Origin of the sequence: Arthrobacter sp. FW306-04-A (assembly GCF_044358315.1) — a bacterium.
Lineage (GTDB): Bacteria > Actinomycetota > Actinomycetes > Actinomycetales > Micrococcaceae > Arthrobacter.
This window is the reverse complement of the sequence record NZ_CP084559.1, coordinates 2,467,868-2,492,044: the sequence shown is the minus strand read 5'-3', so window position 1 is coordinate 2,492,044 and position 24,177 is coordinate 2,467,868. Positions and strand designations below refer to the sequence as shown.

At 63.5% G+C, this 24,177-nt stretch carries 22 protein-coding genes; 13 read left to right on the top strand and 9 right to left on the bottom strand.

Annotation, left to right across the window (positions count from 1 at the left end; translation table 11 throughout):
- Positions 1–37 precede the first annotated feature (37 nt).
- The 12 genes from LFT43_RS11440 to LFT43_RS11385 all read left to right on the top strand — a co-directional run bounded on the left by LFT43_RS11440 (position 38) and on the right by LFT43_RS11385 (position 11,445).
- Complete coding sequence (locus LFT43_RS11440; RefSeq protein ID WP_395796869.1) at positions 38–754, top strand: HAD hydrolase-like protein; 717 nt, start codon at positions 38–40, stop codon at positions 752–754.
- Positions 741–1,409: a lysophospholipid acyltransferase family protein gene (locus LFT43_RS11435; RefSeq protein WP_395796867.1), complete on the top strand. Its 669-nt coding sequence runs from the start codon at positions 741–743 to the stop codon at positions 1,407–1,409. Before LFT43_RS11440 ends, LFT43_RS11435 begins: the two co-directional genes overlap by 14 nt.
- Before the next feature lie 58 nt (positions 1,410–1,467).
- A complete protein-coding gene (uvrC, locus tag LFT43_RS11430) occupies positions 1,468–3,459 on the top strand; it encodes an excinuclease ABC subunit UvrC (protein ID WP_395796865.1) in 1,992 nt (663 codons plus the stop codon).
- Between the two features lie 70 nt (positions 3,460–3,529).
- Positions 3,530–4,453, top strand: coding sequence for an RNase adapter RapZ (gene rapZ, locus LFT43_RS11425; RefSeq protein WP_395796863.1), 924 nt, complete (start codon positions 3,530–3,532; stop codon positions 4,451–4,453).
- Positions 4,453–5,469, top strand: a complete 1,017-nt coding sequence (yvcK, locus tag LFT43_RS11420; RefSeq protein WP_395796861.1) for a uridine diphosphate-N-acetylglucosamine-binding protein YvcK — start codon at positions 4,453–4,455, stop codon at positions 5,467–5,469. The genes rapZ and yvcK overlap by 1 nt, the downstream gene beginning before the upstream one ends.
- 9 nt (positions 5,470–5,478) lie before the next feature.
- Entirely contained in the window at positions 5,479–6,459 is a 981-nt protein-coding gene (gene whiA, locus LFT43_RS11415) for a DNA-binding protein WhiA (protein ID WP_395796859.1), read from the top strand.
- Positions 6,460–6,568: 109 nt separating this feature from the next.
- The gene (locus LFT43_RS11410) at positions 6,569–7,192 is read left to right on the top strand and encodes a superoxide dismutase (protein ID WP_059389282.1); all 624 of its coding nucleotides are present in this window, start codon (positions 6,569–6,571) and stop codon (positions 7,190–7,192) included.
- Between the two features lie 286 nt (positions 7,193–7,478).
- On the top strand, positions 7,479–8,489 hold the full coding sequence (gene gap / locus LFT43_RS11405) for a type I glyceraldehyde-3-phosphate dehydrogenase (RefSeq protein ID WP_234749471.1): 1,011 nt from the start codon (positions 7,479–7,481) through the stop codon (positions 8,487–8,489).
- A 9-nt stretch (positions 8,490–8,498) separates the two neighbouring features.
- Positions 8,499–9,725 (top strand): phosphoglycerate kinase, encoded by a 1,227-nt coding sequence (locus LFT43_RS11400; RefSeq protein WP_395796857.1) that lies wholly within the window; start codon positions 8,499–8,501, stop codon positions 9,723–9,725.
- 81 nt (positions 9,726–9,806) lie between these two features.
- Positions 9,807–10,622: a triose-phosphate isomerase gene (gene tpiA, locus LFT43_RS11395; RefSeq protein WP_395796855.1), complete on the top strand. Its 816-nt coding sequence runs from the start codon at positions 9,807–9,809 to the stop codon at positions 10,620–10,622.
- A 47-nt stretch (positions 10,623–10,669) separates the two neighbouring features.
- Positions 10,670–10,927: a preprotein translocase subunit SecG gene (secG, locus tag LFT43_RS11390; protein WP_395796853.1), complete on the top strand. Its 258-nt coding sequence runs from the start codon at positions 10,670–10,672 to the stop codon at positions 10,925–10,927.
- Between the two features lie 122 nt (positions 10,928–11,049).
- Positions 11,050–11,445, top strand: coding sequence for an RNA polymerase-binding protein RbpA (locus tag LFT43_RS11385; protein WP_395796851.1), 396 nt, complete (start codon positions 11,050–11,052; stop codon positions 11,443–11,445).
- Here the strand turns inward: LFT43_RS11385 and pgl are convergent.
- The 6 genes from pgl to tkt are packed head-to-tail and all read right to left on the bottom strand — an operon-like array spanning position 11,398 to position 19,656.
- On the bottom strand, positions 11,398–12,216 hold the full coding sequence (gene pgl / locus LFT43_RS11380; RefSeq protein WP_395796849.1) for a 6-phosphogluconolactonase: 819 nt from the start codon (positions 12,214–12,216) through the stop codon (positions 11,398–11,400). The genes LFT43_RS11385 and pgl overlap by 48 nt on opposite strands.
- Positions 12,217–12,224: 8 nt before the next feature.
- On the bottom strand, positions 12,225–13,148 hold the full coding sequence (locus LFT43_RS11375; protein WP_395796847.1) for a glucose-6-phosphate dehydrogenase assembly protein OpcA: 924 nt from the start codon (positions 13,146–13,148) through the stop codon (positions 12,225–12,227).
- Positions 13,145–14,710: a glucose-6-phosphate dehydrogenase gene (gene zwf, locus LFT43_RS11370; protein ID WP_395796845.1), complete on the bottom strand. Its 1,566-nt coding sequence runs from the start codon at positions 14,708–14,710 to the stop codon at positions 13,145–13,147. The genes LFT43_RS11375 and zwf overlap by 4 nt, the downstream gene beginning before the upstream one ends.
- Positions 14,711–14,725: 15 nt before the next feature.
- Positions 14,726–16,357 (bottom strand): glucose-6-phosphate isomerase, encoded by a 1,632-nt coding sequence (locus LFT43_RS11365; protein WP_395796843.1) that lies wholly within the window; start codon positions 16,355–16,357, stop codon positions 14,726–14,728.
- A gap of 5 nt (positions 16,358–16,362) precedes the next feature.
- Positions 16,363–17,481, bottom strand: a complete 1,119-nt coding sequence (gene tal / locus LFT43_RS11360) for a transaldolase (protein ID WP_395796841.1) — start codon at positions 17,479–17,481, stop codon at positions 16,363–16,365.
- Between the two features lie 57 nt (positions 17,482–17,538).
- Positions 17,539–19,656, bottom strand: a complete 2,118-nt coding sequence (gene tkt / locus LFT43_RS11355) for a transketolase (protein ID WP_395803022.1) — start codon at positions 19,654–19,656, stop codon at positions 17,539–17,541.
- 494 nt (positions 19,657–20,150) lie between these two features.
- On the opposite strand from tkt, the gene LFT43_RS11350 reads away from it, so the two are divergent.
- Positions 20,151–21,113, top strand: a complete 963-nt coding sequence (locus LFT43_RS11350) for a heme o synthase (RefSeq protein WP_395796839.1) — start codon at positions 20,151–20,153, stop codon at positions 21,111–21,113.
- A 200-nt stretch (positions 21,114–21,313) separates the two neighbouring features.
- Here the strand turns inward: LFT43_RS11350 and LFT43_RS11345 are convergent, their stop codons facing one another.
- The 3 genes from LFT43_RS11345 to LFT43_RS11335 are packed head-to-tail and all read right to left on the bottom strand — an operon-like array spanning position 21,314 to position 24,051.
- A complete protein-coding gene (locus tag LFT43_RS11345; RefSeq protein ID WP_395796837.1) occupies positions 21,314–22,258 on the bottom strand; it encodes a heme A synthase in 945 nt (314 codons plus the stop codon).
- 54 nt (positions 22,259–22,312) lie between these two features.
- Entirely contained in the window at positions 22,313–23,089 is a 777-nt protein-coding gene (locus LFT43_RS11340; protein ID WP_395796835.1) for an ABC transporter permease, read from the bottom strand.
- On the bottom strand, positions 23,086–24,051 hold the full coding sequence (locus LFT43_RS11335) for an ABC transporter ATP-binding protein (protein ID WP_395796833.1): 966 nt from the start codon (positions 24,049–24,051) through the stop codon (positions 23,086–23,088). Before LFT43_RS11335 ends, LFT43_RS11340 begins: the two co-directional genes overlap by 4 nt.
- Positions 24,052–24,177: the final 126 nt, after the last annotated feature.

Genomic DNA, 24,177 nt, shown 5'->3' with positions numbered 1-24,177 from the left:
GTTTCAGGCACGCCTCAACTCGTGAGAAACTAACCCGGTGACTCAAACAATGGTGCCCGTAATCTTTGATCTGGACGGCACCCTTGTCGATCCTGCAGGTGGCATAACCGGCGGCATCGCCGCGGCCCTGCGCGAAATTGGCTTCCCCGTGCCGGGCCAGCCCGTGCTTGAGTCCATGGTCGGACCCAAGCTCAGCGATTCCCTGGAGCACATCGCCGGGGTTCCCGCGGGAAGAGTCGACGAAGTCATTGGGCTTTACCGCAGCTACTACCGATCTGTGGGAATTGGGCAAAGCCAGCTCTATCCAGGCATCCGTGAGCTCCTCGAGTTCTTCGCGGAGTCGCGGCGTCAGGTCGCTGTGGCCACGCAGAAACCCCAGGGCCTGGCGCGCGTTGTGCTGGAGCACCACGGTATTGCTGATTTTTTTGCGTCCATCTGCGGTGCCTCGGACGATGAATCAATGGCCGCAAACACGGCCCCCGGCAAGGTGGAAATCGTTGGTGCTGCGCTGGCGACGTTGCATTCGCAGCCCGCAGTGATGGTGGGGGATCGCCACCAGGACGTTGCCGGTGCCATGGCCAATGGACTTGACTGCATCGGAGTCAGCTGGGGATTTGCGCCCGACGGCGAGCTTCGGGAAGCGGGAGCTGTCGCCGTCGTGGACTCCACTGCGCAGCTGCTGAAGAAGATCGAAGAACTTGACGCCGTCCGTGCGGCGGCCCTGAGCGAGGTGCAGAACGATGGAAGCCTTTGATGTCATCCGCTGGACCACTCGCGGACTGATTTCCAGCACCTGCCGTCCTACGGTCATTGGGCTGGAAAACGTACCCAAGGAGGGGCCATTCATTGTGGCCCCGAACCATTTGTCTTTTCTGGACAGCGTCATTGTCCAAGCTTTGATGCCCCGCCCGGTGGGATTCTTTGCCAAGGCCGAGTACTTCACCACTAAAGGCTTCAAAGGCCGCGCCATGAAAGCGTTCTTCCAGGCTGTTGGATCCATTCCGGTGGAGCGCGGAGAACAAGCGGCCAGTGTGCAAGCGCTCAAGACCCTGCTGGACATCCTTGAGAACGGCAGGGGCATCGGTATCTATCCGGAGGGAACCCGTTCGCGTGACGGCCTGCTCTACCGTGGGCGCACAGGCGTCGGCTGGCTTGCTTTGACGACGGGCGCGCCCGTCGTGCCGGTGGGCCTGATTGGCACGGACAAATTGCAGCCTGTGGACCGTAACACCGTCCGTCCGCAGCACTTCACCATGAAGGTGGGCGAGCCGTTGTACTTCGAGAAAACAGGTCCGGACCATTCCCTGCCTGCCCGCCGCGAAGTGACGGACAAGATCATGGATGCCATTGCGGCATTGAGCGGCCAGGAACGTTCCACGAGTTACAACCAGAGCAAGACTGCGGAGTAGCTCCGCGAGGCTGGCCGGTGCGTACTGGGTAGCGTCTTTCCCTTACTAGACTGGATCTGTGGCAGATCCAGCGAGTTATCGCCCCCAGACGGGAGAAATCCCTACCACCCCCGGCGTCTACCGGTTCCGGGATCCACACGGCCGCGTCATCTATGTGGGCAAGGCGAAAAACCTCCGGTCCCGGCTGAACTCCTATTTCGCCAACCCGGCAGGGTTGCTGCCGAAGACTTACGCCATGGTGCACGCCGCGAGCAGCGTTGAATGGACCGTTGTGGGCAGCGAGCTTGAGTCCCTCCAGCTCGAATACACGTGGATCAAGGAATTCAAGCCGCGCTTCAACGTCGTGTTCCGCGATGACAAGACCTACCCGTACCTTGCCGTGAGCATGGGGGAGAAGCTCCCCAGGGTCCAGGTTATGCGCGGCGAGCGCCGTAAAGGCACCCGCTACTTCGGGCCGTACACGGCCGGTGCCATCCGTGAAACCATGGACACCTTGCTCAGGGTCTTTCCGGTGCGGAGCTGCAGCGCCGGTGTGCTTAAGCGCGCGCAGGCCAGTGGCCGGCCATGCCTGCTGGGTTACATCGACAAATGCTCGGCACCGTGTGTAGGCCGTGTCACGCCCGAGGAGCACCGCGCCATTGCCGAAGACTTCTGCTCGTTCATGGGCGGCGAGGCCGGCAAGTTCATCCGGCGCCTTGAGAAAGACATGGCAGCTGCCGTAGCCGAACTCGACTACGAACGGGCGGCGCGAGTCCGCGACGACATCGCAGCGCTGCGCAAAGTGTTCGAACGCAATGCCGTGGTCCTTTCCGAGGACACAGACGCAGATATCTTCGCCCTGCACGACGACGACCTCGAGGCTTCCGTGCAGGTCTTCCACGTCAGGGGCGGCCGGGTGCGCGGCCAGCGGGGTTGGGTCGTCGAAAAGGTCGAAGACGCCACCACGCCGGAGCTTATCGAGCACCTCCTGCAGCAGGTTTATGGAGAGGACAGCGACAACCAGGGGCGCATTCCTCGCGAAGTCCTGGTCCCGGAGATTCCGTCCAACCATCACGAGTTGCTTGAATGGCTCGGCGGCCTCCGGGGCGCCAAAGTGGATATCCGCGTGCCGCAGCGTGGCGACAAGGCCGCCCTCATGTCCACTGTCCGCGAAAACGCGGAGCAGGCGCTGAAGCTCCACAAAGTCCGGAGGGCAGGGGACATCACCGTCCGCTCGCAAGCGCTCCAGGAGTTGCAGGAGGCGCTCGAGCTTCCCGTGCCGCTCCTTCGGATCGAGTGCTACGACATATCCCATGTGCAGGGCACCAATGTGGTCGCGTCCATGGTGGTTGTGGAAGATGGCCTCCCCAAGAAGGCCGACTACCGGAAATTCTCCATCACCGGTGCAGCCGCAACTGACGACACCGCGGCGATGCATGACGTCCTCACGCGACGCTTCCGTCACTACCTTCAGGACAAGTCCGCCCAGCTTCCCAAGAGCGGGGAAGTCCCCAACCCGGCGGAGCTGGCGCCGTCGGAGGATGCTGCCGGCGCCGTGACAAAGGCGAGGTTCGCCTATCCGCCCAACCTCGTCGTCGTCGACGGCGGGCAACCCCAAGTGAATGCGGCCGCGCGGGCCCTCGCGGAACTGGGGATCGACGACGTCTACGTCGTGGGCCTGGCCAAGCGGCTCGAAGAAGTCTGGCTCCCGGACAGCGATTTCCCTGTGATTCTGCCCCGCACTTCGCAAGGGCTCTACTTGCTCCAGCGCATCCGCGACGAAGCCCACCGCTTCGCCATCACTTTCCACCGGCAGAAGCGCGGAAAAGCCATGACCGTGTCCGCGCTCGACGGCGTTCCCGGCCTCGGTGAAGCCAAACGGAAGGCGCTCGTGGCACATTTCGGTTCGCTCAAGAAGATCAAGGCCGCCACGGCAAGCGAGCTGACCGCAGCGAAGGGAATCGGCCCGGCATTGGCAGAAGCCGTCGTCAGCCACCTGGCGGGGGCCGGCGCCTCCGAAGAGGCCGCCCCGGCAGTGAACATGACCACCGGCGAAATCCTTGAATATTAGCTAGGGTAATAAACGGACCGCTCCTCAAGGCGGTCCGGCTTTTGGAACATCTCAGAAACGGGGACACTTGATGTCAGAGTCAACAGCGGGATCCGACGCGGAGCAGGACGGCCTTATTCCCGTCAAGCCTGTCGAAGCGGAACTGCTGGTGGTGACTGGCATGTCCGGAGCAGGCCGCAGCACCGCCTCGGACGCCTTGGAGGACCACGGCTGGTATGTCGTCGAAAACCTCCCTCCGCAGATGTTGGGGACGCTCGCCGAAATCGTCTCGCACGCACCCCAGTCGATCCCCAAGCTGGCCGTCGTCGTGGACGTCCGCAGCAAGGGACTCTTCACCGATATCAGGACGGCCCTCGGCGCACTCAGTGCGAGCGGAATCACGTTCCGGGTTCTCTTCCTCGATGCGAGCGACAACGTCCTGGTCCGGCGCTTTGAACAAGGCCGCCGCCCGCATCCGCTCCAGGGCGGTGGCCGGATCCTGGACGGTATCGCCGCAGAGCGCGATGTCCTGAAGGAACTCCGGGAATCTGCAGATGTGGTCCTGGACACGAGCACGTACAACGTGCACGGCCTGGCGACCGCCATCACCGAGCTCTTCAGCGACACTGGACCCGTGGCGCTGCGCTTGAACGTCATGAGCTTCGGCTTCAAATATGGTCTGCCGGTGGACGCCAACTTCGTGGCCGATGCACGCTTCATCCCCAACCCGCATTGGGTCCCGAAATTGCGCCCGCACACTGGACTCGACGCAGATGTCAGCGACTATGTACTGGGGGCCGACGGCGTCAAGGACTTCGTTGATCGCTACGTCCTTGCCTTGGAGCCTGTCCTCGACGGCTACCGGACGGAAAACAAGCACTACGCCACCATTGCGGTCGGCTGCACAGGCGGCAAGCACCGTTCAGTCGCGGTCGCCGTCGAACTTTCCAAACGGCTGGCCCAGTACCCCCGGGTCACCGTGACCACGAGCCACCGTGATCTGGGTCGCGAATAATGGGGGTTCTGACCGGACCCCTGCCGCTTGTCCCGCCCAAGGGGACGCCAGGCAGCCAGCCTTCCAAGGGCCCCACTGTTGTTGCGCTGGGCGGCGGACACGGACTCTCCGCATCACTCTCTGCGTTGAGGCTGTTGACCTCCGAGCTCACAGCGATTGTGACCGTTGCGGACGACGGCGGATCGTCCGGGCGGCTGCGGGAAGAGTACGGTGTCCTTCCGCCCGGCGATCTTCGGATGGCGCTGAGCGCCCTCTGCGATGACACGGATTGGGGGCGCACGTGGCGGGACGTCATGCAGCACCGCTTCAAGACTCCGAGCGGTCGGCAAGGTTCCTTGGACAACCACGCCATGGGAAACCTGCTCATTGTTACCCTCTGGGAGCTGCTGGGCGACGCCGTGGCGGGACTGAAATGGGCAGGTGCCCTCCTGGGTGCCCGCGGTCAGGTCCTGCCGATGTCCACGCAGCCACTGAACATCGAGGGGGACGTCCGGGTGCCTTTGCTCGGAGGCGGGTACGAGTTCCAGACCGTCAAGGGCCAGGCCAAATGCGCCGTTGCCGGATCCCTCGAAAACGTCCGGCTTCGGCCGGAAGACGCCAGGGCATGCATCGAGGCGCTCACCGCCATCGAGCTCGCAGACTGGATCATTCTCGGCCCCGGCTCCTGGTACACCTCTGTCCTGCCCCACTTGCTGTTGCCCGAGATGCGCCAAGCCTTGTGTGACACCCCGGCTAAACGATGCCTCACCATGAACCTCGCCATGGACACCAAGGAAACTTCCGGGATGTCCGCCGCGGACCATCTGGACGCCCTGCGCCACTACGCGCCGGAGTTCAGCGTGGACGTAGTCCTCGCCGATCCCTCGTCCATATCGGACCACAAGGAATTCGAGCGCGCTGCCGGAATGATCGGTGCAGAGGTGGTCTTGGGTAAAGTGGGGGCGTCGAGCCGCCGTCCAGTCCACGACCCGCTGCGTCTGGCATCGGCGTATCACGATATCTTCGGGAATAGTTAGGAACATGCGATGGCACTGACCGCATCGGTCAAGGAAGAACTTTCCCGGCTGGACATCAAGAAGTCTTCCGTCCGCAAGGCCGAGGTCTCCGCCATGCTGCGTTTTGCCGGCGGATTGCACATCATTTCGGGGCGCATCGTGATCGAGGCAGAGGTCGACCTCGCCTCCACGGCCCGGCGACTTCGCGCCGCGATCGCCGAAGTCTATGGGCACCAGAGCGAGATCATCGTCGTCTCCGGCAGCGGCCTCCGGCGCGGTAGCCGCTATGTGGTGCGTGTAGTGCGCGACGGCGAGGCCTTGGCTCGTCAGACGGGCCTCCTGGACGGCCGTGGACGGCCTGTCCGCGGGTTGCCGTCCGCCGTAGTCAATGGTTCGGCGTCCGACGCCGAAGCGGTCTGGCGTGGAGCTTTCCTGGCACACGGTTCGCTTACCGAACCGGGCAGGTCCTCCTCGCTCGAAGTCACCTGCCCCGGTCCGGAGTCCGCGCTTGCCCTGGTCGGAGCCGGCCGTCGCCTCGGAATCCAGGCCAAGGCGAGGGAAGTGCGTGGCGTGGATCGCGTGGTCATTCGCGACGGCGACACCATCGCCGCGTTGCTCACCCGGATGGGCGCCCATGACGCTCTCATGGTGTGGGAGGAACGCCGCATGCGGAAGGAAGTACGGGCGACCGCCAACCGCCTTGCGAACTTCGACGACGCCAACCTTCGCCGCTCGGCCCAGGCGGCCGTCGCCGCCGGTGCCCGGGTGGACAGGGCCCTGGAAATCCTCGGCGACGACGTACCCGACCATCTCAAGTACGCCGGTGAGCTCCGGGTGGCGCACAAGCAGGCCAGCCTGGATGAACTGGGCCGGCTCGCTGATCCGCCCATGACCAAGGACGCGATCGCGGGGCGGATCCGCCGGCTGTTGGCCATGGCGGACAAGCGGGCTGGAGACCTGGGCATCCCCGGTACCGAGGCAAATGTGACCCCCGAAATGATGGACGAATAAAGCGCCCGCCCTAGAATCGTCAGGGTGTAGATTTCCGGCCGGTTCGCCGATCGGATGAACAAAACGAGAGTTACCAACCGGACCCCGGTCCACTACATTGGAGGATTTCGTGACAGAGTACGTACTGCCCGAGCTCGGCTACGACTACGCAGCACTTGAGCCGCACATTTCGGCGAAGATCATGGAGCTGCACCACAGCAAGCACCACGCTGCCTATGTAGCCGGCGCCAACAACGCCCTGGCCCAGTTGGCAGAGGCCCGCGACAAGGGCGATTTCGCCAACATCAACCGCCTTTCCAAAGACCTCGCGTTCCACACCGGCGGCCACATCAACCACTCCGTGTTCTGGAACAACATCTCCCCGGACGGCGGCGACAAGCCCGAGGGCGAGCTGGCGGCAGCGATTGACGACGCCTTCGGCTCCTTCGATGCGTTCCGTGCCCAGTTCTCGGCAGCTGCACTTGGCCTCCAGGGATCCGGCTGGGGCTTCCTCGCCTACGAGCCCATCGGTGGCAACCTCCTTATCGAGCAGCTCTACGACCAGCAGGGCAATGTCGCAGTCGGCACGACGCCTCTGCTCATGCTGGACATGTGGGAGCACGCTTTCTACCTGGACTACGTCAACGTCAAGGCTGACTACGTCAAGGCGTTCTGGAACATCGTCAACTGGGCCGACGTCGCGAAGCGCTTCGAGGCAGCCCGCGCAAACGCGACCGGGCTGATCGTTCTCTAGGGAACTCCGTCCCGAATCGGTGAGTGACGCGGAATACACGGGAATGTAACAAACTTCACATTCAGGTGAATTTCGCCCAAATACCGGATTGTCTGCCCCCGCAGTTGCGGGGGCAGACGTAGTTAAACGTAAGATGGGTCACGGAAGGCGGTTAGCCTTCAGCAACGTGGCTGGTCGCCCTCCGATCTGATAATCACTTCTGCCCAATGATGTGCGGGAATTGTTAGTTGGAATCAAGATCCGACTCACTAGGTGTGCTTGCAAGAGCACCAAGGAGACTGAAATAGTGACCACCCGTATTGGTATCAACGGCTTTGGCCGCATCGGCCGCAACTACTTCCGCGCAGCACTCGCCCAGGGTGCCGACCTCGAAATTGTTGCGGTCAACGACCTCACGAGTCCCGAGGCACTTGCCCACCTTTTGAAGTACGACTCCGTCGGCGGTCGCCTGACCGAGTCCGTTGAAGTCAAGGAGGGCAACCTCATTGTTGACGGCAACATCATCAAGGTCCTTGCAGAGCGCGATCCTGCGAACCTCCCCTGGGGCGAACTGGGCGTCGATATCGTCATCGAGTCCACCGGCTTCTTCACCAAGGCTGCCGCGGCACAGAAGCACATCGATGCAGGTGCCAAGAAGGTCCTGATTTCCGCTCCTGCTTCGGACGAAGACATCACCATCGTCATGGGTGTCAACCATGAGCTCTACGACCCCGCAGCACACCACATCATCTCCAACGCATCCTGCACCACCAACTGCCTCGGCCCGCTGGCCAAGGTCGTCAACGACGCCTTCGGCATCGAGCGCGGCCTCATGACCACGATCCACGCCTACACGGCAGACCAGAACCTGCAGGACGGCCCCCACAGCGACCTCCGCCGTGCCCGCGCCGCAGCGATCAACATGGTTCCCACCTCCACGGGTGCTGCCAAGGCGATCGGGCTCGTCCTTCCGGAGCTGAAGGGCAAGCTTGACGGCTACGCCATCCGCGTCCCGGTCCCGACCGGTTCAGCCACGGACTTGACCGTCACGGTTTCCCGCGAAGTGACCGTTGAGGAAGTCAACGCAGCACTCAAGGCAGCTTCCGAGACCGAGCAGTTCAAGGGCATCCTCAGCTACACGGCAGATCCGATCGTCTCTTCGGACATCGTCGGCGATCCCTCTTCTTCGATCTTCGACTCCGGCCTCACCAAGGTCATCGGCAACCAGGTCAAGGTTGTTTCCTGGTATGACAACGAATGGGGCTACTCCAACCGCCTCGTTGACCTCACGGAGCTTGTCGCATCCAAGCTGGGCTAGGGTAGACACATGACATCTCACACCCTCAACGAACTGATCGCTGAAGGTGTCCGCGGGCGGTACATTCTCGTCAGAAGTGACCTGAATGTGCCGCTCGACGGCTCTACAGTGACCGACGACGGCCGCATTAAGGCCTCCCTCCCGGTCATCGAAAAGCTCTCGGACGCCGGTGCCCGCGTGCTCGTTACGGCCCACCTGGGACGCCCCAAGGGTGCTCCCGAGGCCAAGTATTCGCTCAAGCCCGCTGTAGAGCGGCTTTCGGAGCTCGCTCCATTCAAGGTCCGGCTCGCGGAAGACACCGTGGGTGAGTCCGCCAAGGAGCTGGCCGGGGCACTCGAGGACAGTGACGTCCTGGTTCTCGAGAACGTCCGCTTCGACGCCCGCGAGACCAGCAAGGACGACGCCGAGCGCGGCGCTTTCGCCGATGAACTCGTAGCACTCACCGGTGACAAGGGTGCCTTCGTTGATGACGCCTTTGGTGCCGTCCACCGCAAGCACGCCAGCGTTTACGACGTCGCCACGAAGCTTCCTTCCTACCAGGGGGACCTCGTGCACACCGAGGTGGAGGTTCTTCGCAAACTCACCACGGATACCCAGCGCCCGTACGTCGTGGTTCTCGGCGGCTCCAAGGTCTCGGACAAGCTCGCAGTGATCGACAACCTCCTGGGCAAGGCTGACACCATCCTCGTCGGTGGCGGAATGCTCTTCACCTTCCTCGCAGCGGTTGGTCACAAGGTTGCAGGGAGCTTGCTCGAAGCTGACCAGATCCCCGTGGTTCAGGACTACCTCAAGCGCGCTTCCGACGCCGGTACCGCTTTCGTCATCCCCACCGACGTCGTGGTGGCCAGCCGCTTCGCCGCTGACGCTGAGCACGAAGTGGTCGCCGCGGACGCGATCGAGGACAGCTCGTTCGGGGCCTCAGGCATTGGCCTGGACATCGGGCCGGTATCCGCAGCGGCTTTCGCCGAGCAGATCAAGGCCGCCAAGACCGTGTTCTGGAACGGCCCGATGGGCGTCTTTGAATTCGAAGCCTTCTCGGGCGGGACCCGTGCCATTGCCCAGGCTTTGACCGAGACGCCGGCATTTACCGTGGTGGGCGGCGGCGACTCCGCCGCGGCCGTCCGGACCCTCGGTTTTGAGGACTCCCAGTTCGGACACATTTCCACCGGCGGCGGCGCCAGCCTTGAATACCTTGAAGGCAAGGATCTTCCTGGCCTGGGCGTGCTGGACCGCTAAGACTACACGGCCGGCGGGGCGCCTTTCTGGAAGGAAAGCGCCCCGCCGGCTTCCCTATCTCAACGCATCTTTGGAGCACACGTGACAACTTCTGCCAACGGAAACTTCATCCGCAAGCCCTTCATTGCCGGCAACTGGAAGATGAACATGGACCACGTCCAGGGCATCACCTTGCTGCAGAAGCTGGCATGGACCCTCTCTGACGCCAAGCACGACTACAGCCGGGTGGAGGTTTCGGTCTTCCCGCCGTTTACCGACCTCCGCGGTGTGCAGACTCTCGTCCACGGCGACGAACTGGACGTCGTTTACGGCGGCCAGGACCTCTCACAGTTCGACTCCGGAGCGTACACCGGCGACATCTCCGGCCAGTTCCTCAACAAGCTGGGTTGCGCATACGTTTTGGTGGGCCACAGCGAACGCCGCACCATCCACAACGAGGATGACCAGGTCCTCAACGCGAAGGTCAAAGCTGCCTTCCGTCACGGGGTAACGCCGGTCCTGTGTGTCGGGGAGGGCCTTGAGGTCCGCCAGGCCGGCACCCACGTCGAGCACACGCTTGCCCAGTTGCGTGCCGGCGTCGAAGGGCTCTCAGCGGAGCAAGCCGGCGACCTGGTTGTCGCCTACGAACCGGTCTGGGCCATTGGCACGGGCGAAGTGGCTGGTCCGGAAGACGCACAGGAAATGTGCGCCGCGATCCGTGCCGAGCTCGCTTCGTTGTTCGATGATTCGGTCGCCGCCAAGACCCGCCTCCTCTACGGTGGCTCGGTGAAGGCCAACAATGCAGCAGCGATCATGGCCGGTTCCGACGTCGACGGCCTCCTGGTGGGTGGAGCGAGCCTCGACCCTGCTGAGTTTGCTAACATTGTCAGGTTCGAGAGCCACCTCAGCGCGGCTTAGTCCGTTCAAGGTTCCGCTCCCGTTTTCCGTTCTTCTGAAAGGCCGTCGTGGACGTTCTTCAAGTCATTCTGCAGATCCTGCTGGGCATCACCAGTCTTCTGCTGACGCTGCTCATACTCCTGCATAAGGGCCGAGGCGGCGGGTTGTCCGATATGTTTGGCGGTGGCATGAGCTCGGGATTGAGCTCTTCGGGCGTCGCAGAGCGAAACCTCAACCGTTTCACCGTTGTCCTGGGCTGCACATGGGGCGTCGTAATCATCGGCCTTGGCCTCATCATGCGCTTCACCTCCGGCGGAGACTCCTAGCTCTCAGGGTTGAGTTCCGGGTGGAGCAAACTGCCCGGAACCCTGCCGCCGTCTGGTTCACCGCACTAGACTAGTCTGCATGGCCCACACCGCCATGCAGCCGAACTCTCAAGGGATCGACGATGGTTCATGGTTCTTCAGGATTCCGAGGCACACGGGCCGGTGTAACAGCCGGATCGGCCCCGAGAAACCAACCCGACTCCATAGTTGGCGAAAGCTTGCCGCGTATTCGTGTTCCCTATTGGTGCGCCAAGGGACATGAGACGCGGCTTGTTTTCGTTAAGCTCCCGGAAGATCAAATTCCGGTCCGGTGGGACTGCCCGAAGTGTGGCCTGGTCGCCGTCCGCGAACAAGGCGAGGCGACGATGGAGCGGGCGGACGAAGAAATCTTCAAGAGCCACCTGGACTACGTTAAAGAAAGACGCTCCAGCCAGGAAGCGGAGATTGTCCTGGCTGGAGCGCTGAAGCGGCTACGCGCCCGCAGGATCCTTCCGGATGAGCTGCTGGGGGACGCGTGAGGCTGCATTTTCGTCGATGAGCCACAGCGTCCTCGACCGGCCAAGAGGGCCGGAGGCGGGAACCTGGACCGGGTTGGCGCCTGCGAGGGCCAGGCCCACGGCCCCGGCCTTGTCTTCGCCTGCCACTACCATCCAGATCTCCTGGGCGGAGTTAATGGCGGGCAGGGTCAGTGAGATCCGCGACGGCGGCGGCTTGGGGGAGTTCTCGACACCCACCACTGTGCGGTCCTGGACACGGATACCCGCTTGTTCAGGGAAGAGCGAGGCAACGTGCGCATCCGGGCCCACGCCCAGCAGCAGGATGTCGAAACGCGGCAGCTCGCTGGCCTCATCCGGCCGGTGGTCCGAAGTATCTGCGGCGTGCTCTGCCTCCGCTGCGGCCTTGAGCCGGGCCGCGTAGTCTGCTGCGGCGTCGTCTGCGGTGGCGAAATCGTCCGACGAACCCGGTTCGTGCACGCGGTCGGGATCCACCGGCAGGCTGGAGAGAAGGGCCCTACGGGCTTGTACAGTGTTGCGGTCTGTGCTGTCTTTGCCAACGAATCGCTCGTCACCCCACCAGAAGTTCACGCGGGACCAGTCGACTGCGGGCGCCGCGGGTGAGTCGGCAACTGCTTTCAGGGTGCCGATGCCCACCGTTCCGCCGGTGAGGACCACCGTGGCTTCGCCGTGCTTGTCCTGCACGTCCACCAGCTTGGTGATAAGCCTTGCTGCAATCGCGGCCATAAGGACGGCGGAGTTGGGATGGATGCTTACTCTGGGGTCAGCGCTCACTGGGACGGTCACTCCTTGCTATTGGTTCGGGGCAGTCCCATAGTAATCACTTCTCCGAAGACATCGTCCGGATCAAGGCGACGCAGTTCTTCGGCGAGGCAATCCCGCAGGCTGCGCCGTGGCAGTGAAATCCGCTGGGCGGGTTGGCCAGGTTGGGTCAGTTCCGCGATGGTGAGGCCTGGACGGACCAGCTGGACGTCGCCGGTGGCGCGGCTCAGCCGTACCCTGCGGATGCCGGTTCCTGCCGGGTCCGCGACAATCTGGACCGGTGCGTCGAGGAACAATGTGAGCCAGGCGGCCAGCAAAAGTGTGCTGGGGGAGTCTGAAGCGCCTTCGACGGCGATTGCCGTGACGGGTGATTCGTCCACCTGGTCCAGGGCCGCCGCGAGCTGCAGGCGCCAATTGGTCAGGCGTGTCCAAGCGAGATCGGTGTCGCCTGCCCGGTACGTTTTCCGGATCCGGGACAGGGCCGCCGCGGGGTCGGGCTCGTTGGCGGAATCCGTGATGCGGCGGTGCGCGATACGCCCGATGGAGGTCTCGCACGCATTCTCGGGTGCTCCGTGCGGCCACCAGGCCACGATCGGCGCATCGGGCAGGAGCAGTGCCGCGACGAGGGATTCGCTTTCCTTGGCGAGCTCACCGTAGCCACGCAGCACGATCACCTCGGATGCTCCGGCGTCACCGCCCACCCGGATCTGGGCGTCGAGGCGGTTTGGAGCCTCGCTGCCGGCGTCCGCAAGCACGATGATGCGGCAGGGGTGTTCGCGGCTGGCCTCGTTGGCCGCCTCAATGGCTTCTTCCTCGAGACCCGACTTGGTGACCACCACGAGGGTCAGGACGCGTCCGAGGGCGATCACGCCTCCCTGTTCGCGCAGAGAGGTGATCTTCTTGGAGATCTTGGAGGTGGTGGTGTCGGGAAGATCTACGATCATGGCCTTCTCCAGGTTCGTCCGTCGCGGGCAAGCAGCTCATCGGCCGAGGCCGGACCCCAGCTGCCGGGAGCGTAGGGTTCGGGCTGTTCGTCGAGTCCGGCCCAGTATTCTTCGAAGGGGTCCAGGATCTTCCAGGACTCTTCGACTTCCTGGTGCCGGGGGAAGAGCGGAGGTTCTCCCAGCAGCACGTCCAGGATGAGGCGTTCGTAGGCCTCCGGGCTGGACTCGGTGAACGAGTGCCCGTATCCGAAGTCCATGGTGACGTCGCGGACTTCCATCTGCGTGCCGGGAACCTTGGATCCGAAACGGATGGTGGCGCCTTCATCAGGCTGCACCCGGATGACCACCGCGTTTTGGCCGAAGTCGTCCTCCCCGTGGCCGCGGAAGAGCAGGTTGGGCGCCCGTTTGAACACCACCGCAATTTCCGTGACGCGGCGGCCCAGCCGTTTGCCGGCCCGGAGGTAGAACGGTACGCCGCTCCAACGGCGGGTGTGGATGTCCAGGCGAATGGCCGCGTAGGTTTCCGTCTTGGAATCGGCCGGGATGCCCTCTTCCTCAAGGTAGCCCTGCACCAGCTCGCCGCCCTGCCAACCGCCGGCAAATTGGCCGCGGGCAGAGTGGGTGGACAAATCGTCGGGGAGTTTGACCGCTGCCAGAACCTTTTCCTTCTCGGCACGCAGGTCATCGGCGTTGAAGGAAATGGGCTCCTCCATGGCCGTTAGGGCGAGCAGTTGCAGGAGGTGGTTCTGGATGACATCGCGGGCTGCTCCGACGCCGTCGTAATATCCGGCGCGACCGCCGGTCCCGATGTCCTCGGCCATCGTGATCTGGACGTGGTCAACGTAGTTGGCGTTCCAGAGGGGTTCGAACAGCTGGTTGGCGAAGCGCAGGGCCAGGATGTTCTGGACCGTTTCCTTGCCGAGGTAGTGGTCGATGCGGAAGACGGCGTCCTGCGGGAAGACGGACTCGACGATGTCGTTGAGCTTTCGCGCGGACTCAAGGTCGTGGCCAAAGGGCTTCTCAATGACCACACGTCGCCACTGGCCATCGCCGGCCTGCGCCAGCCCGTGCTTGGACAGCTGGCGGCAGACCTGCTCGAAGGCCTTGGGCGGAATGGACAGGTAGAAACCGTGATTGCCGCGGGTTCCGCGGGTCTCGTCGAGTTCATCGAGCGTGGCGCTGAGGCGCTTGAACGCCTGGTCGTCGTCGAACTCTCCCTGGACGAAGCGGATGCCCTCGGACAACTGGTTCCAGACGGCGTCGTCGAACGGGGTACGGGAGTGCGCCTTGACGTTCTCCTTGACCTCGCTGGCGAAGTCCTCATTACTCCAGTCGCGCCGGCCGAAGCCGACGAGCGCGAAGCTCGGCGGCAACAGCCCGCGGTTGGCGAGGTCATAGACCGCCGGCATGAGTTTCTTGCGGGCGAGGTCACCGGTGACTCCGAAGAACACCAGCGACGAGGGCCCTGCGATGCGGTTCAGGCGCCGGTCGCGGGGATCCCGAAGGGGATTGCGGTGGCTTGCCTTTCCGGTGGACCGGTAACCGTTTTCAGTTTCTGGCATGTTTGGGTTTGTGCCTTAGCTTTCGAGCGCGCTGGCCTGGCCGGCCAGTGCGGCGACGATTTCCTGGAGCTGGGCAACTCCGGCTCCACGATCCGTGAGGTGCAGCCGCAGGACCGGACGGCCGTGGTTCTCCAGAACCTGGGCATCGCCGGCCGCCTGGGCCGCAATCAGCTGACCGAAGGTGAACGGGCGTTCCGGGATGGCGATGTCGCCGGTCGCGGAAGCGGTAATCTGCAGGAACGAACCGATGGCCGGTCCGCCCTTGTGGAACTGTCCGGTGGAGTGCAGGAAGCGCGGTCCCCAGCCAAAAGTCACAGGCCTGCCGCTGACACCTGCGAGTTCGTCACGGATGCCTTCCAACTGCGCGAACGCGATCCGGTCGAAGTACGCCTGGACGCTCAAGTAGCCATCCGTGCCGAGTTCAGCGAGGAGGGCCTTGACGGCATCGACGGCCGTTGCCGCGTCGCCGAGCCACGCGCCTCCCCGGACCTCGATTGCGCCGTCCACGAAGTTCGCGGGCGTCGGCTCAGGACGTGCGTCAAGGAGGCCACGTGCGGCAATCTTGGCCGCCTCGACGTCGGGCTGGTCAAAGGGGTTGATGCCCAACAGGCGCCCTGCGACGGCGGTGGCAAACTCCCAAACGAACATCTGGGTGGCCAGGCCACCAGCGATGGCGGCTTCGTTTTCGCCGAGTTCGACGTCGGAGTCCGCGCCGACGAGGCGGATCACCAGGACGTCCTCCGCGCCGCCGCTGACCTCGGGTGCGGACGGACCTGCCACAACCGGCAAAACGCCGGTGCCGAGCTTCCCTGTGGACTCGGCGATGAGCTGTTCGGCCCAATCGGCGAAGCCGACAATACCGGAACCGTCTTCGACGATGACAACCTTGTTGCGCAGTGGGGTGGTTCCGCCAAGCGCAACACCAAGCCGGAGCCCGATGTTTTCAGGTGAGTCATCGTTGAGGATCTCCGCTGCTTCCTCGGCCTCATCCAGGAATGCCTGGATGTCTACTCCGGCAAGGCCGCTGGGGACCAAGCCGAAAGCCGTCAGCGCCGAAAAGCGGCCGCCGACGTTCGGGTCGGCGTTGAAGACGGCACGGTAGCCGGCTTCACGGGAGGCCTTGTCCAGCGGGGAACCGGGATCGGTCACGATGATGATGCGGCTCTTGGCATCGATGCCGGCCTCGGTAAAGGCCTGCTCGAATACCCGTCGCTGGGAGTCGGTCTCCACGGTGGAACCCGACTTGGAGGAGACCACGATGGCGGTCTCGGCGAGGCGGTCCGCGAGGGCAGCGCCGACCTGTTCGGGGTCCGTGCTGTCCAGCACGGTCAGCTCGACGCCAGCGGTGCCGGCAATGACCTCGGGGGCAAGCGAAGAGCCGCCCATGCCACACAGGACAATGCGGGAGACGCCTTCGGCCCGGAGGGCATCCCGGAGCTCCAGGATTCCCTCGACCAAAGGCTGGGAAACGGTTGCCGCCTCCACCCATCCGAGACGGATGGCGGATTCGGACTCTGCATCGGGACCCCACAAGGTGTGGTCCTTCGCGAAAATCCTGGTGGCAATCCGGTCTTCGACAAGTGCCGGGATGTGCAGTTCGATGGCCTGCTGCGCAGCACCGTTGGCGTCGTAGCTGAGAGTGCTCATGTGGGTTAGGAAGCCTTCCGTGCAGAGGCGAGGGCGCCTTCGACGTCGGCCAGAAGTTCCTTCCAGCTGGCGACAAACTTGTCCAGGCCTTCGGATTCGAGGATTGCGACGACGTCGTTGTAGGAGATGCCCAGGCCCTCCAGCGCGTTGAGGACGCTGTTTGCTTCCTCGTAGGTGCCGGAGACGGTGTCACCGGTGACCACGCCGTGGTCGAACGTGGCGTCGAGGGTCTTTTCCGGCATGGTGTTGACCACGCCGGCGGCGACCAGCTCGGTCACGTACAGGGTGTCCGGGTATGCCGGGTCCTTGACCCCGGTGGAGGCCCACAGCGGACGCTGCGGCAGCGCGCCGGCCTCGGCCAGGACTGCCCAACGCTCGGTGGAGAACAGCTCTTCGTAGACCTGGTAGGCCAGGCGGGCGTTCGCAACGCCTGCCTTGCCCTTGAGGGCCTTGGCTTCATCGGTGCCCAGGGCATTGAGGCGCTTGTCGATCTCGGAGTCCACGCGGGAAACGAAGAAGGACGCCACGGAATGGATCGTGGAGAGGTCGTGGCCGTTTTCCTTGGCCAGCTCAAGGCCGGACTGGAACGCGTTGATGACAGCGCGGTAGCGCTCCAGGGAGAAGATCAGGGTCACGTTGACACTGATGCCTTCGGCCAGGGTTGCCGTGATGGCTGCGAGGCCTTCAAGGGTCGCCGGGATCTTGATGTGGACGTTGTCCTTGTTGACCTTCTTGTAGAGGTGCTTGGCCTCGGCGATGGTGCCTTCGGTGTCCCACGCCAGGCGTGGGTCCACCTCGATGGAGACGCGGCCGTCCACGCCCTTGCTCGCTGCGGCAACCGGGGCGAAGAGGTCGCAGGCATCTGCGACGTCGGTGGTGGTGATTTCGAAGACGGTCTCTTCAACCGTGGCGCCCTTGGCGGCTTCCTCTGCAATCACGGCGTCGTAGTCGCTGCCGGACGTGATGGCGGCGTGGAAGATCGACGGGTTGGTGGTGACACCGACGACGTTCTTCTCGTCGATGAGCTTCTGCAGGCTGCCGCTGGACAGGCGTTCCCGGGAAAGGTCATCAAGCCAGATGGACACACCGGCGTCGGAGAGCTGCTGGGTGGGAGTCGTAGTCATTTTCTTTTATCTCCTTGAAAATCTATTCGTTGCAGTCGAATTCGTCTCAGGCGCGTTTCAGCTACCGAGACCCGCGAGGGAGTCCTTGGCGGCGGCGGCGACTGCTTCTGCCGTGATGCCGAACTCCTTGAAGAGGCGCTTGTAGTCTGCCGAGGCGCCGAAGTGCTCAAGGCTGATGGAACGGCCGGCGTCGCCGACGAATTCCTTCCAGCCCAGTGCCAGGCCGGCTTCGACCGAGACACGGGCCTTGACGGCGGACGGAAGTACGGACTCGCGGTACGCGGCGTCCTGCTTGTTGAACCACTCGACGCACGGCATGGAGACAACGCGGGTGGCGATGCCCTCGGCCTGGAGCGCTTCGCGGGCGTTCACGGCGAGCTGGACTTCGGAACCGGTGCCGATCAGGACGACCTCGGCCGGGACGGTGGCGCCGTCCTTCGAAGCCTCTGCCAGGACGTAGCCGCCCTTCGCGACGCCTGCGGTGGAGCCGAAGGTGTCACCCTCGGCAACGCCTTCGCCGCGTGCGTAGGTCGGGATGTTCTGGCGGGTCAGCACGATGCCTGCAGGGTTCTCGTGGTTCTCGAGCATGGTCTTCCATGCTGCGGCAACCTCGTTGGCGTCACCCGGACGGACAACATCCAGGCCCGGGATCGCACGCAGGGTGGACAGCTGCTCCACCGGCTGGTGGGTGGGGCCGTCTTCGCCCAGGCCGATGGAGTCGTGGGTCCAGACGTACAGCGACGGAACACCCATGAGGGCGCCAAGGCGGATCGCGGGACGCTGGTAGTCACTGAAGATCAGGAACGTACCGGAGAAGGCCCGGGTCCGGCCGTGCAACGAGATTCCGTTCACGATCGACGCGGCGGCGTGCTCACGGATACCGAAGTGCAGCACCCGGCCGTACGGGTTTCCCTTCCACGCGCCGGTGGAGCGTGAGGCAGGAATGAACGACGGCGAACCTTCGATCGTGGTGTTGTTGGACTCGGCGAGGTCGGCGGAACCACCCCACAGTTCCGGAAGAACCGGGCCGATGGCGTTGAGGACCTTCCCGGAAGCCGCGCGGGTGGAAACTTCCTTGCCTGCCTCGAACACCGGCAGCGCGGCGTCGAGCTCGACAGGAAGCTTCTTGGCCTCGATGCGCTCAAGCAGTGCGGCCTTCTCCGGGTTGGCGGTCTGCCATGCCTCGAAGGATCCCTGCCAGTCGTTGCGGACGGCTGCGCCGCGTTCGACGACGGCTCGGGCGTGTGCCAGAACGTCATCGTCAACCTGGAAGGAACGCTCGGGGTCGAAGCCCAGGATTTCCTTGAGTGCTGCTACTTCCTCGCCACCGAGTGCGGACCCGTGGATCTTGCCGGTGTTCTGCTTCTTGGGGGCCGGGTAGCCGATGATGGTGCGCAGCGAAATGATGGAGGGCTTGGTGGTCTCGGCCTTCGCTGCGAGCAGCGCGGAGTAGAGCTCCTGGACGTCTTCGACGTATTCGCCGGTCTTGGTCCAGTCCACACGCTGGGTGTGCCAGCCGTAGGCTTCGTAGCGCTTGAGTACGTCTTCGGTGAAGGCGATGTCGGTGTCGTCTTCGATGGAGATGTGGTTCTCGTCGTAGATGACCACGAGGTTGCCCAGTTCCTGGTGGCCGGCCAGGGAGGAAGCCTCCGAGGTGACGCCTTCCTGGAGGTCGCCGTCGGACGCAATGACCCAGATGGTGTGGTCGAACGGGCTGGTGCCCGCGGCCGCGTCAGCGTCGAACAGGCCACGTTGGCGGCGCTGCGAGTAAGCGAAACCAACCGACGACGCGAGTCCCTGGCCCAGCGGGCCCGTGGTGATCTCGACGCCGGCGGTGTGCTTGTATTCCGGGTGGCCAGGGGTCAGTGATCCCCAGGTGCGGAGGGCCTCGAGGTCCTTCAGCTCCAGGCCGTAGCCGGAAAGGAACAGCTGGATGTACAGGGTCAGTGATGTGTGCCCGGGGGACAGGACGAAACGGTCGCGGCCGATCCAGTCAGGGTGCTTCGGGTCGTGGCGCATCAGCTTCTGGAAGAGAAGGTATGCGGCGGGTGCAAGGCTCATGGCCGTGCCCGGGTGACCGTTGCCGACCTTCTCGACGGCGTCAGCGGCCAAAACGCGGACGGTGTCCACGGCGCGCTGGTCCAGGCTGGTCCAAGTCAGTTCTTGCTCTTCCAAATGTGGCACGTAAACCGAGCCCCTCTCTGTGCTGACGGCGGGTGTTGGGACATGGCAAGCCTCGGGCACAGGATGGCGCCCGCTGCGAAGTGTCTACCAGCCGTTCACCATTGAAACGTTGATCTATCATCCAGACATGCAAATCTGAGAATACGCTTTCTCGGAAACCTGCGTGAGCTGATCTGCAGACAGCTTAGCCCGGTTCCGGGCCCCAAATGGTGGGAATCTCAAAAAATGGACGCAAATTCCGTTTTATGAATCACCGCGACGTCAAAGTGCCGGTGAACTTTCGGAAACAAAGGAAAGTTCGCCGGTGCCGTGGCGTCGGACAGGCCACGGTATGATATCTGGAGGCCACCAGCGGCGAGTGCGCCTTTCATCCAAAGCGGGGTCCAAAGCACGCATTGAATCCACGCTTCGCCCTGCGCCCCGGTTTTTGAGGTGCCCGGATGGACTGGCGCCGCCGCTGCGAGAACACCAGAGCAAAGAACAGAGTGACTGCCAACGTGAGCACAACAGATACGCCCCTCAACGCTTCCCCGGCTGCGGGGAAGCGTGGAATGTCCCGTAAGTTCAAGGCGTATCTGGCACTGACAAAACCCCGCGTGATCGAGTTGCTGCTGGTCAGCACCCTGCCCACCATGATCTTCGCCGAGCGCGGCTTCCCCTCCATCGGGTTGATTCTCGCCACGCTGGTGGGTGGCGCATTCGCGGCCGGCAGTGCGGGCGTCTTCAACTGTTACATCGACCGTGACATCGACAAGCTGATGCAGCGCACGGAAAAGCGGCCCCTTGTAACGGGCGAAGTCACTCCACGCGAAGCGCTTGTCTTCGCGTGGATCCTTGGGGCTGCCTCGATCGCCATCCTGTGGTTCGGGGCCAACCCGCTTTCGGCATGGCTTGGCCTTGGTGCGATTGTTTTCTACGTTGTCATCTACACAATGATCCTCAAGCGCCGGACGGCGCAGAACATCGTGTGGGGCGGAGCTGCGGGGTGCTTTCCGGTGCTTATCGCCTGGGCCGCGGTGACGAACACGGTCGAATGGCCCGCCGTCGTGCTCTTCATGGTGATCTTCCTTTGGACTCCGCCGCACTACTGGCCGCTGTCCATGCGCTACGGCGAGGACTACCGGAACGCCAACGTTCCCATGCTGGGCGCCATCGCCGGCGCCAAGGTGGTGTCCGTCCAGGTGGTTCTCTACGCGTGGGCCATGGTTGCCTGCTCGCTGCTTTTGGTGCCTGTCGGCCGCGCGGGCTGGGTGTACACCATTGCCGCCGTCCTCGCGGGTGCCTGGTTCCTGTATGAATCCCACGCCCTCTATAGCCGGGCACAGGGCGGCGACGTTTCGAACAAGGGAGCCATGAAGGTCTTCCACGGCTCCATTAGCTACCTGACCCTGCTCTTCATTGCCCTCGCCGTGGACCCGTTCATCGGTTCCCCGATCATCGGCGGCTGACGTCCCCGGTCGCAGTCGCCGCCGTCGAAGGACGCTCGCTCACCTATGGCGCCTTTTCCCCAAACGCCCGCTCACGTTTAGGGGTAAAAGCCGAAACCCTCCTGCAGCTTTTGCGGCAAAAGGAAGACCCTATTTCACATCATGATGTGAAATAGGGTCTTCCTTTTGGCTGGGCTGCGAGGCGAGCAACCGCCCCGGGGTCAGAGCTTGGGGCTGAACCGCGCCACATCCGCCGCGTTCGTGGCGGCACTCATCAGGAGGGCGGCACCCAACATGTGCGCTCCGACCAGGAGGGCGGGAATTCCGTTGTAGTACTGCGTGAAACCGATGATTGCCTGAAGAACGGTGACGCCAAGCAGCAGGAACGTTGCCGTGCGGAACGGGCCGGTGAGTCCCTTGCGCAACACGAAGTAGACGGCGAACAGGGCTCCCGCCGTGATGAGGTACGCAGGCACGGCGTGGATGTGGGAGAAGAGGTCCCAGTCGAGATCATTGCGAGGGGCGTTGGCGTCGCCCGCGTGGGGGCCGGCGCCAGTCACCACGACACCGAGGCACACGGCAACCGCGGAGAAGAGGGCGACGGCGGTCATGACGGGGCTCATTGTTCCGGGAATCGCGGCCAGTGGACGGATCATGAAACCGCCGGTCCGGCCGTAGGCGCGGTTGACCAGGAGCGTGGAGAAGACGACGAGGGCCATCGAAACGAGGAAGTGCAGTCCGACGACCCAAGGGTTCAGATTGGACAGTACGGTGATGCCGCCGATGATGGCCTGTGCCGGAATGCTGGCGAGCAGGCCCAAAGCCAGGAGGAAAAGGTCTCGACGCTCCTTGCGGAGATTCCACAAGTACACCAGCATCAGGACGGCGACGGCCGCCAGGGCGAACGTCAGCATCCGGTTGCCGAATTCGATGAAGCCGTGGATGCCCATCTCCGGAGTATTGACGAGGGAACTGCTGGTACAGCGCGGCCATGTTGGGCAGCCGAGACCGGAGGATGTCAGCCGGACCGCGCCTCCGGTAACCACCAGGACCGTCTGGCCGATCAGGGACAGGGCCGCTAGCTTGCGAATGGTGCTGTCGACTTCGGTGGGCAGTTTGGCGGCCAACTGCTGGATGGATTTCGGGAGGCGGGAAGCCGTGCTCACAGATTTCTCAATTCTCGGATCTCAATTCAGGCTGAGGGTTCGGTTCCACAACGCCTAGTTCCACTTGAACCAGCGGACCGCTGCCGCCCCGGGGACAACCGTCCACAACAGCAGGACAAGGACGTAGGGCAAGGAAACGTCGCCATGCAGGAAAGCGTCCCGGAGCGACTGCCCTAGGGCGCCCGACGGCAGGAAATGCACGATGTTCTGGGCCAGGACCGGCAGGCGCTCGGCCGGAACCACGATTCCCCCGAGCGCTCCCAACAGAATCCAGAGCAAGTTCGTAATGGCGAGCGTTGCCTCCGGCCGCACCGTGCCGGCAACCAGGAGTCCGAGAGCCGTGAAGGCGGCAGCGCCGAGGACCAGAAGGCCCAAGCCGGGAAGCCATCCTTCTGGCCGTGGCTGCCAACCGAGCAATGCAGCAACGGCGCCGACTACCAGCACCTGGAGGACCAGAACTGCCAGCACCGCCAGGATCTTTCCGGCAATGAGGCCGGTCCGGCCCAGGGGAGTGGTGGAGAGGAAACGGAGCACACCGTAGCGACGATCGAAGCCGGTGGCGATGCCCTGGCCGGTGAATGCCGTGGACATGGCACACAGGGCCAGAATCCCGGGTACCGCGATGTCCACGCGGCTACCGCCGAGCCCATCGAGGAGCGGCGTGACCGTAAGCCCCACCAATGCGAGGAGCGGCAGTATCACCGCGAGGATCAGCTGTTCGCCGTTCCGGATCATCGTCAAGGTTTCATAGCGCCCTTGGAGCAGGATCCTGCGTAGTAAGGGGGCGGGTCCGGCGTGCGGGGTGCTGAGCACGGGGGATGGGCTGGTCATCGGATGTCCCTTCCGGAAATGTCCAGAAAAACGTCTTCCAAACTGCGTGCCTCCAAGCGAAGAGACGCCGGCATGATGCCCTTTTCCGCCCACCAAGCCGTGAGTTTCGCCAGATGTTGCGGGGTCAGGGTTCCCGCGATCGCGTAACTGCCCGCCCGGCTTTCCGTGATGGTCAGATCGTCACCGATGGCCGCGGCAATGTCGAGGCCAGCAGGCGCATCAAAGAAAAGGGTGCGTTCGGTGACCCCGTCCATGGTTTCGTGGCCGTGGCTCAGCAAATCGGCGACGGTGCCCTCCGCGACGTTGCGTCCGGCGTCGATGATGTAGACGTAGTCCGCAAGCCTCTGGGCATCGTCCATGAGGTGTGTGGTGAGGATGATGCCCATGCCCGCATCCCGCAGTTCGGCGATGAGTTCAAAGACGATTTGGCGGGACTGGGGATCCAGGCCCGCACTGGGCTCGTCGAGGAACAGGACTTCGGGATTGCCGATCAGGGCCGCTGCAAGAGACAGCCGTTGCTTCTGCCCTCCGGACAAGCGGCGGACGCCGGTGCGGCTGAAGGTGTCGATGCCCAGCCGTTCTATGAGACCGTCCAAGGGAAGGGGGCTTTGATACATGCCGGCAATGTGCCGGAGCAAGGGGATGGGACGGGCCGACGGCGGCAGGCCCCCGTCCTGCAGCATCACGCCGACGCGTGAACGAAGGTTCGCTCCGGCAGTGTCCGGGTCCTCGCCAAGGAGTTCGATGCGGCCGCCGGTGCGCTTTTGAAGTCCTTGGGCGCATTCGAGGGTGGTGGTTTTTCCTGCGCCATTGGCGCCCAGCAACGCAGTGATCTGACCGCGTTCTGCAAACATTGACAGGCCGCTGACCACCCGGAGCATCTTGCCGTCAAGGGAAGCCAGCGGGCCGACGTCCTTGATGAGTCCGTCGATGATAAGGACAGGGGATTCGGGGGATCGCACCAGAGTATTCTACGTGAAGTAGTAGGGGTGCGGTGGGTGGGGTCTTGCAGGCCAGCCTTGCCTTACTGGATGCATGGACTAAATTACGACATGATTGTGTTGTGTATTCCATGAGGAGTTCTGTTT

Bases quoted from the DNA above. Each gene is read 5' to 3' on its own strand.
- LFT43_RS11435 (WP_395796867.1), top strand. From the start codon at position 741: ATGGAAGCCTTTGATGTCATCCGCTGGACCACTCGCGGACTGATTTCC.
- rapZ (WP_395796863.1), top strand. From the start codon at position 3,530: ATGTCAGAGTCAACAGCGGGATCCGACGCGGAGCAGGACGGCCTTATT.
- yvcK (WP_395796861.1), top strand. From the start codon at position 4,453: ATGGGGGTTCTGACCGGACCCCTGCCGCTTGTCCCGCCCAAGGGGACG.
- whiA (WP_395796859.1), top strand. From the start codon at position 5,479: ATGGCACTGACCGCATCGGTCAAGGAAGAACTTTCCCGGCTGGACATC.
- LFT43_RS11400 (WP_395796857.1), top strand. From the start codon at position 8,499: ATGACATCTCACACCCTCAACGAACTGATCGCTGAAGGTGTCCGCGGG.
- LFT43_RS11385 (WP_395796851.1), top strand. From the start codon at position 11,050: ATGGTTCATGGTTCTTCAGGATTCCGAGGCACACGGGCCGGTGTAACA.
- LFT43_RS11375 (WP_395796847.1), bottom strand. From the start codon at position 13,148: ATGATCGTAGATCTTCCCGACACCACCACCTCCAAGATCTCCAAGAAG.
- zwf (WP_395796845.1), bottom strand. From the start codon at position 14,710: ATGCCAGAAACTGAAAACGGTTACCGGTCCACCGGAAAGGCAAGCCAC.
- LFT43_RS11365 (WP_395796843.1), bottom strand. From the start codon at position 16,357: ATGAGCACTCTCAGCTACGACGCCAACGGTGCTGCGCAGCAGGCCATC.
- tal (WP_395796841.1), bottom strand. From the start codon at position 17,481: ATGACTACGACTCCCACCCAGCAGCTCTCCGACGCCGGTGTGTCCATC.
- LFT43_RS11340 (WP_395796835.1), bottom strand. From the start codon at position 23,089: ATGACCAGCCCATCCCCCGTGCTCAGCACCCCGCACGCCGGACCCGCC.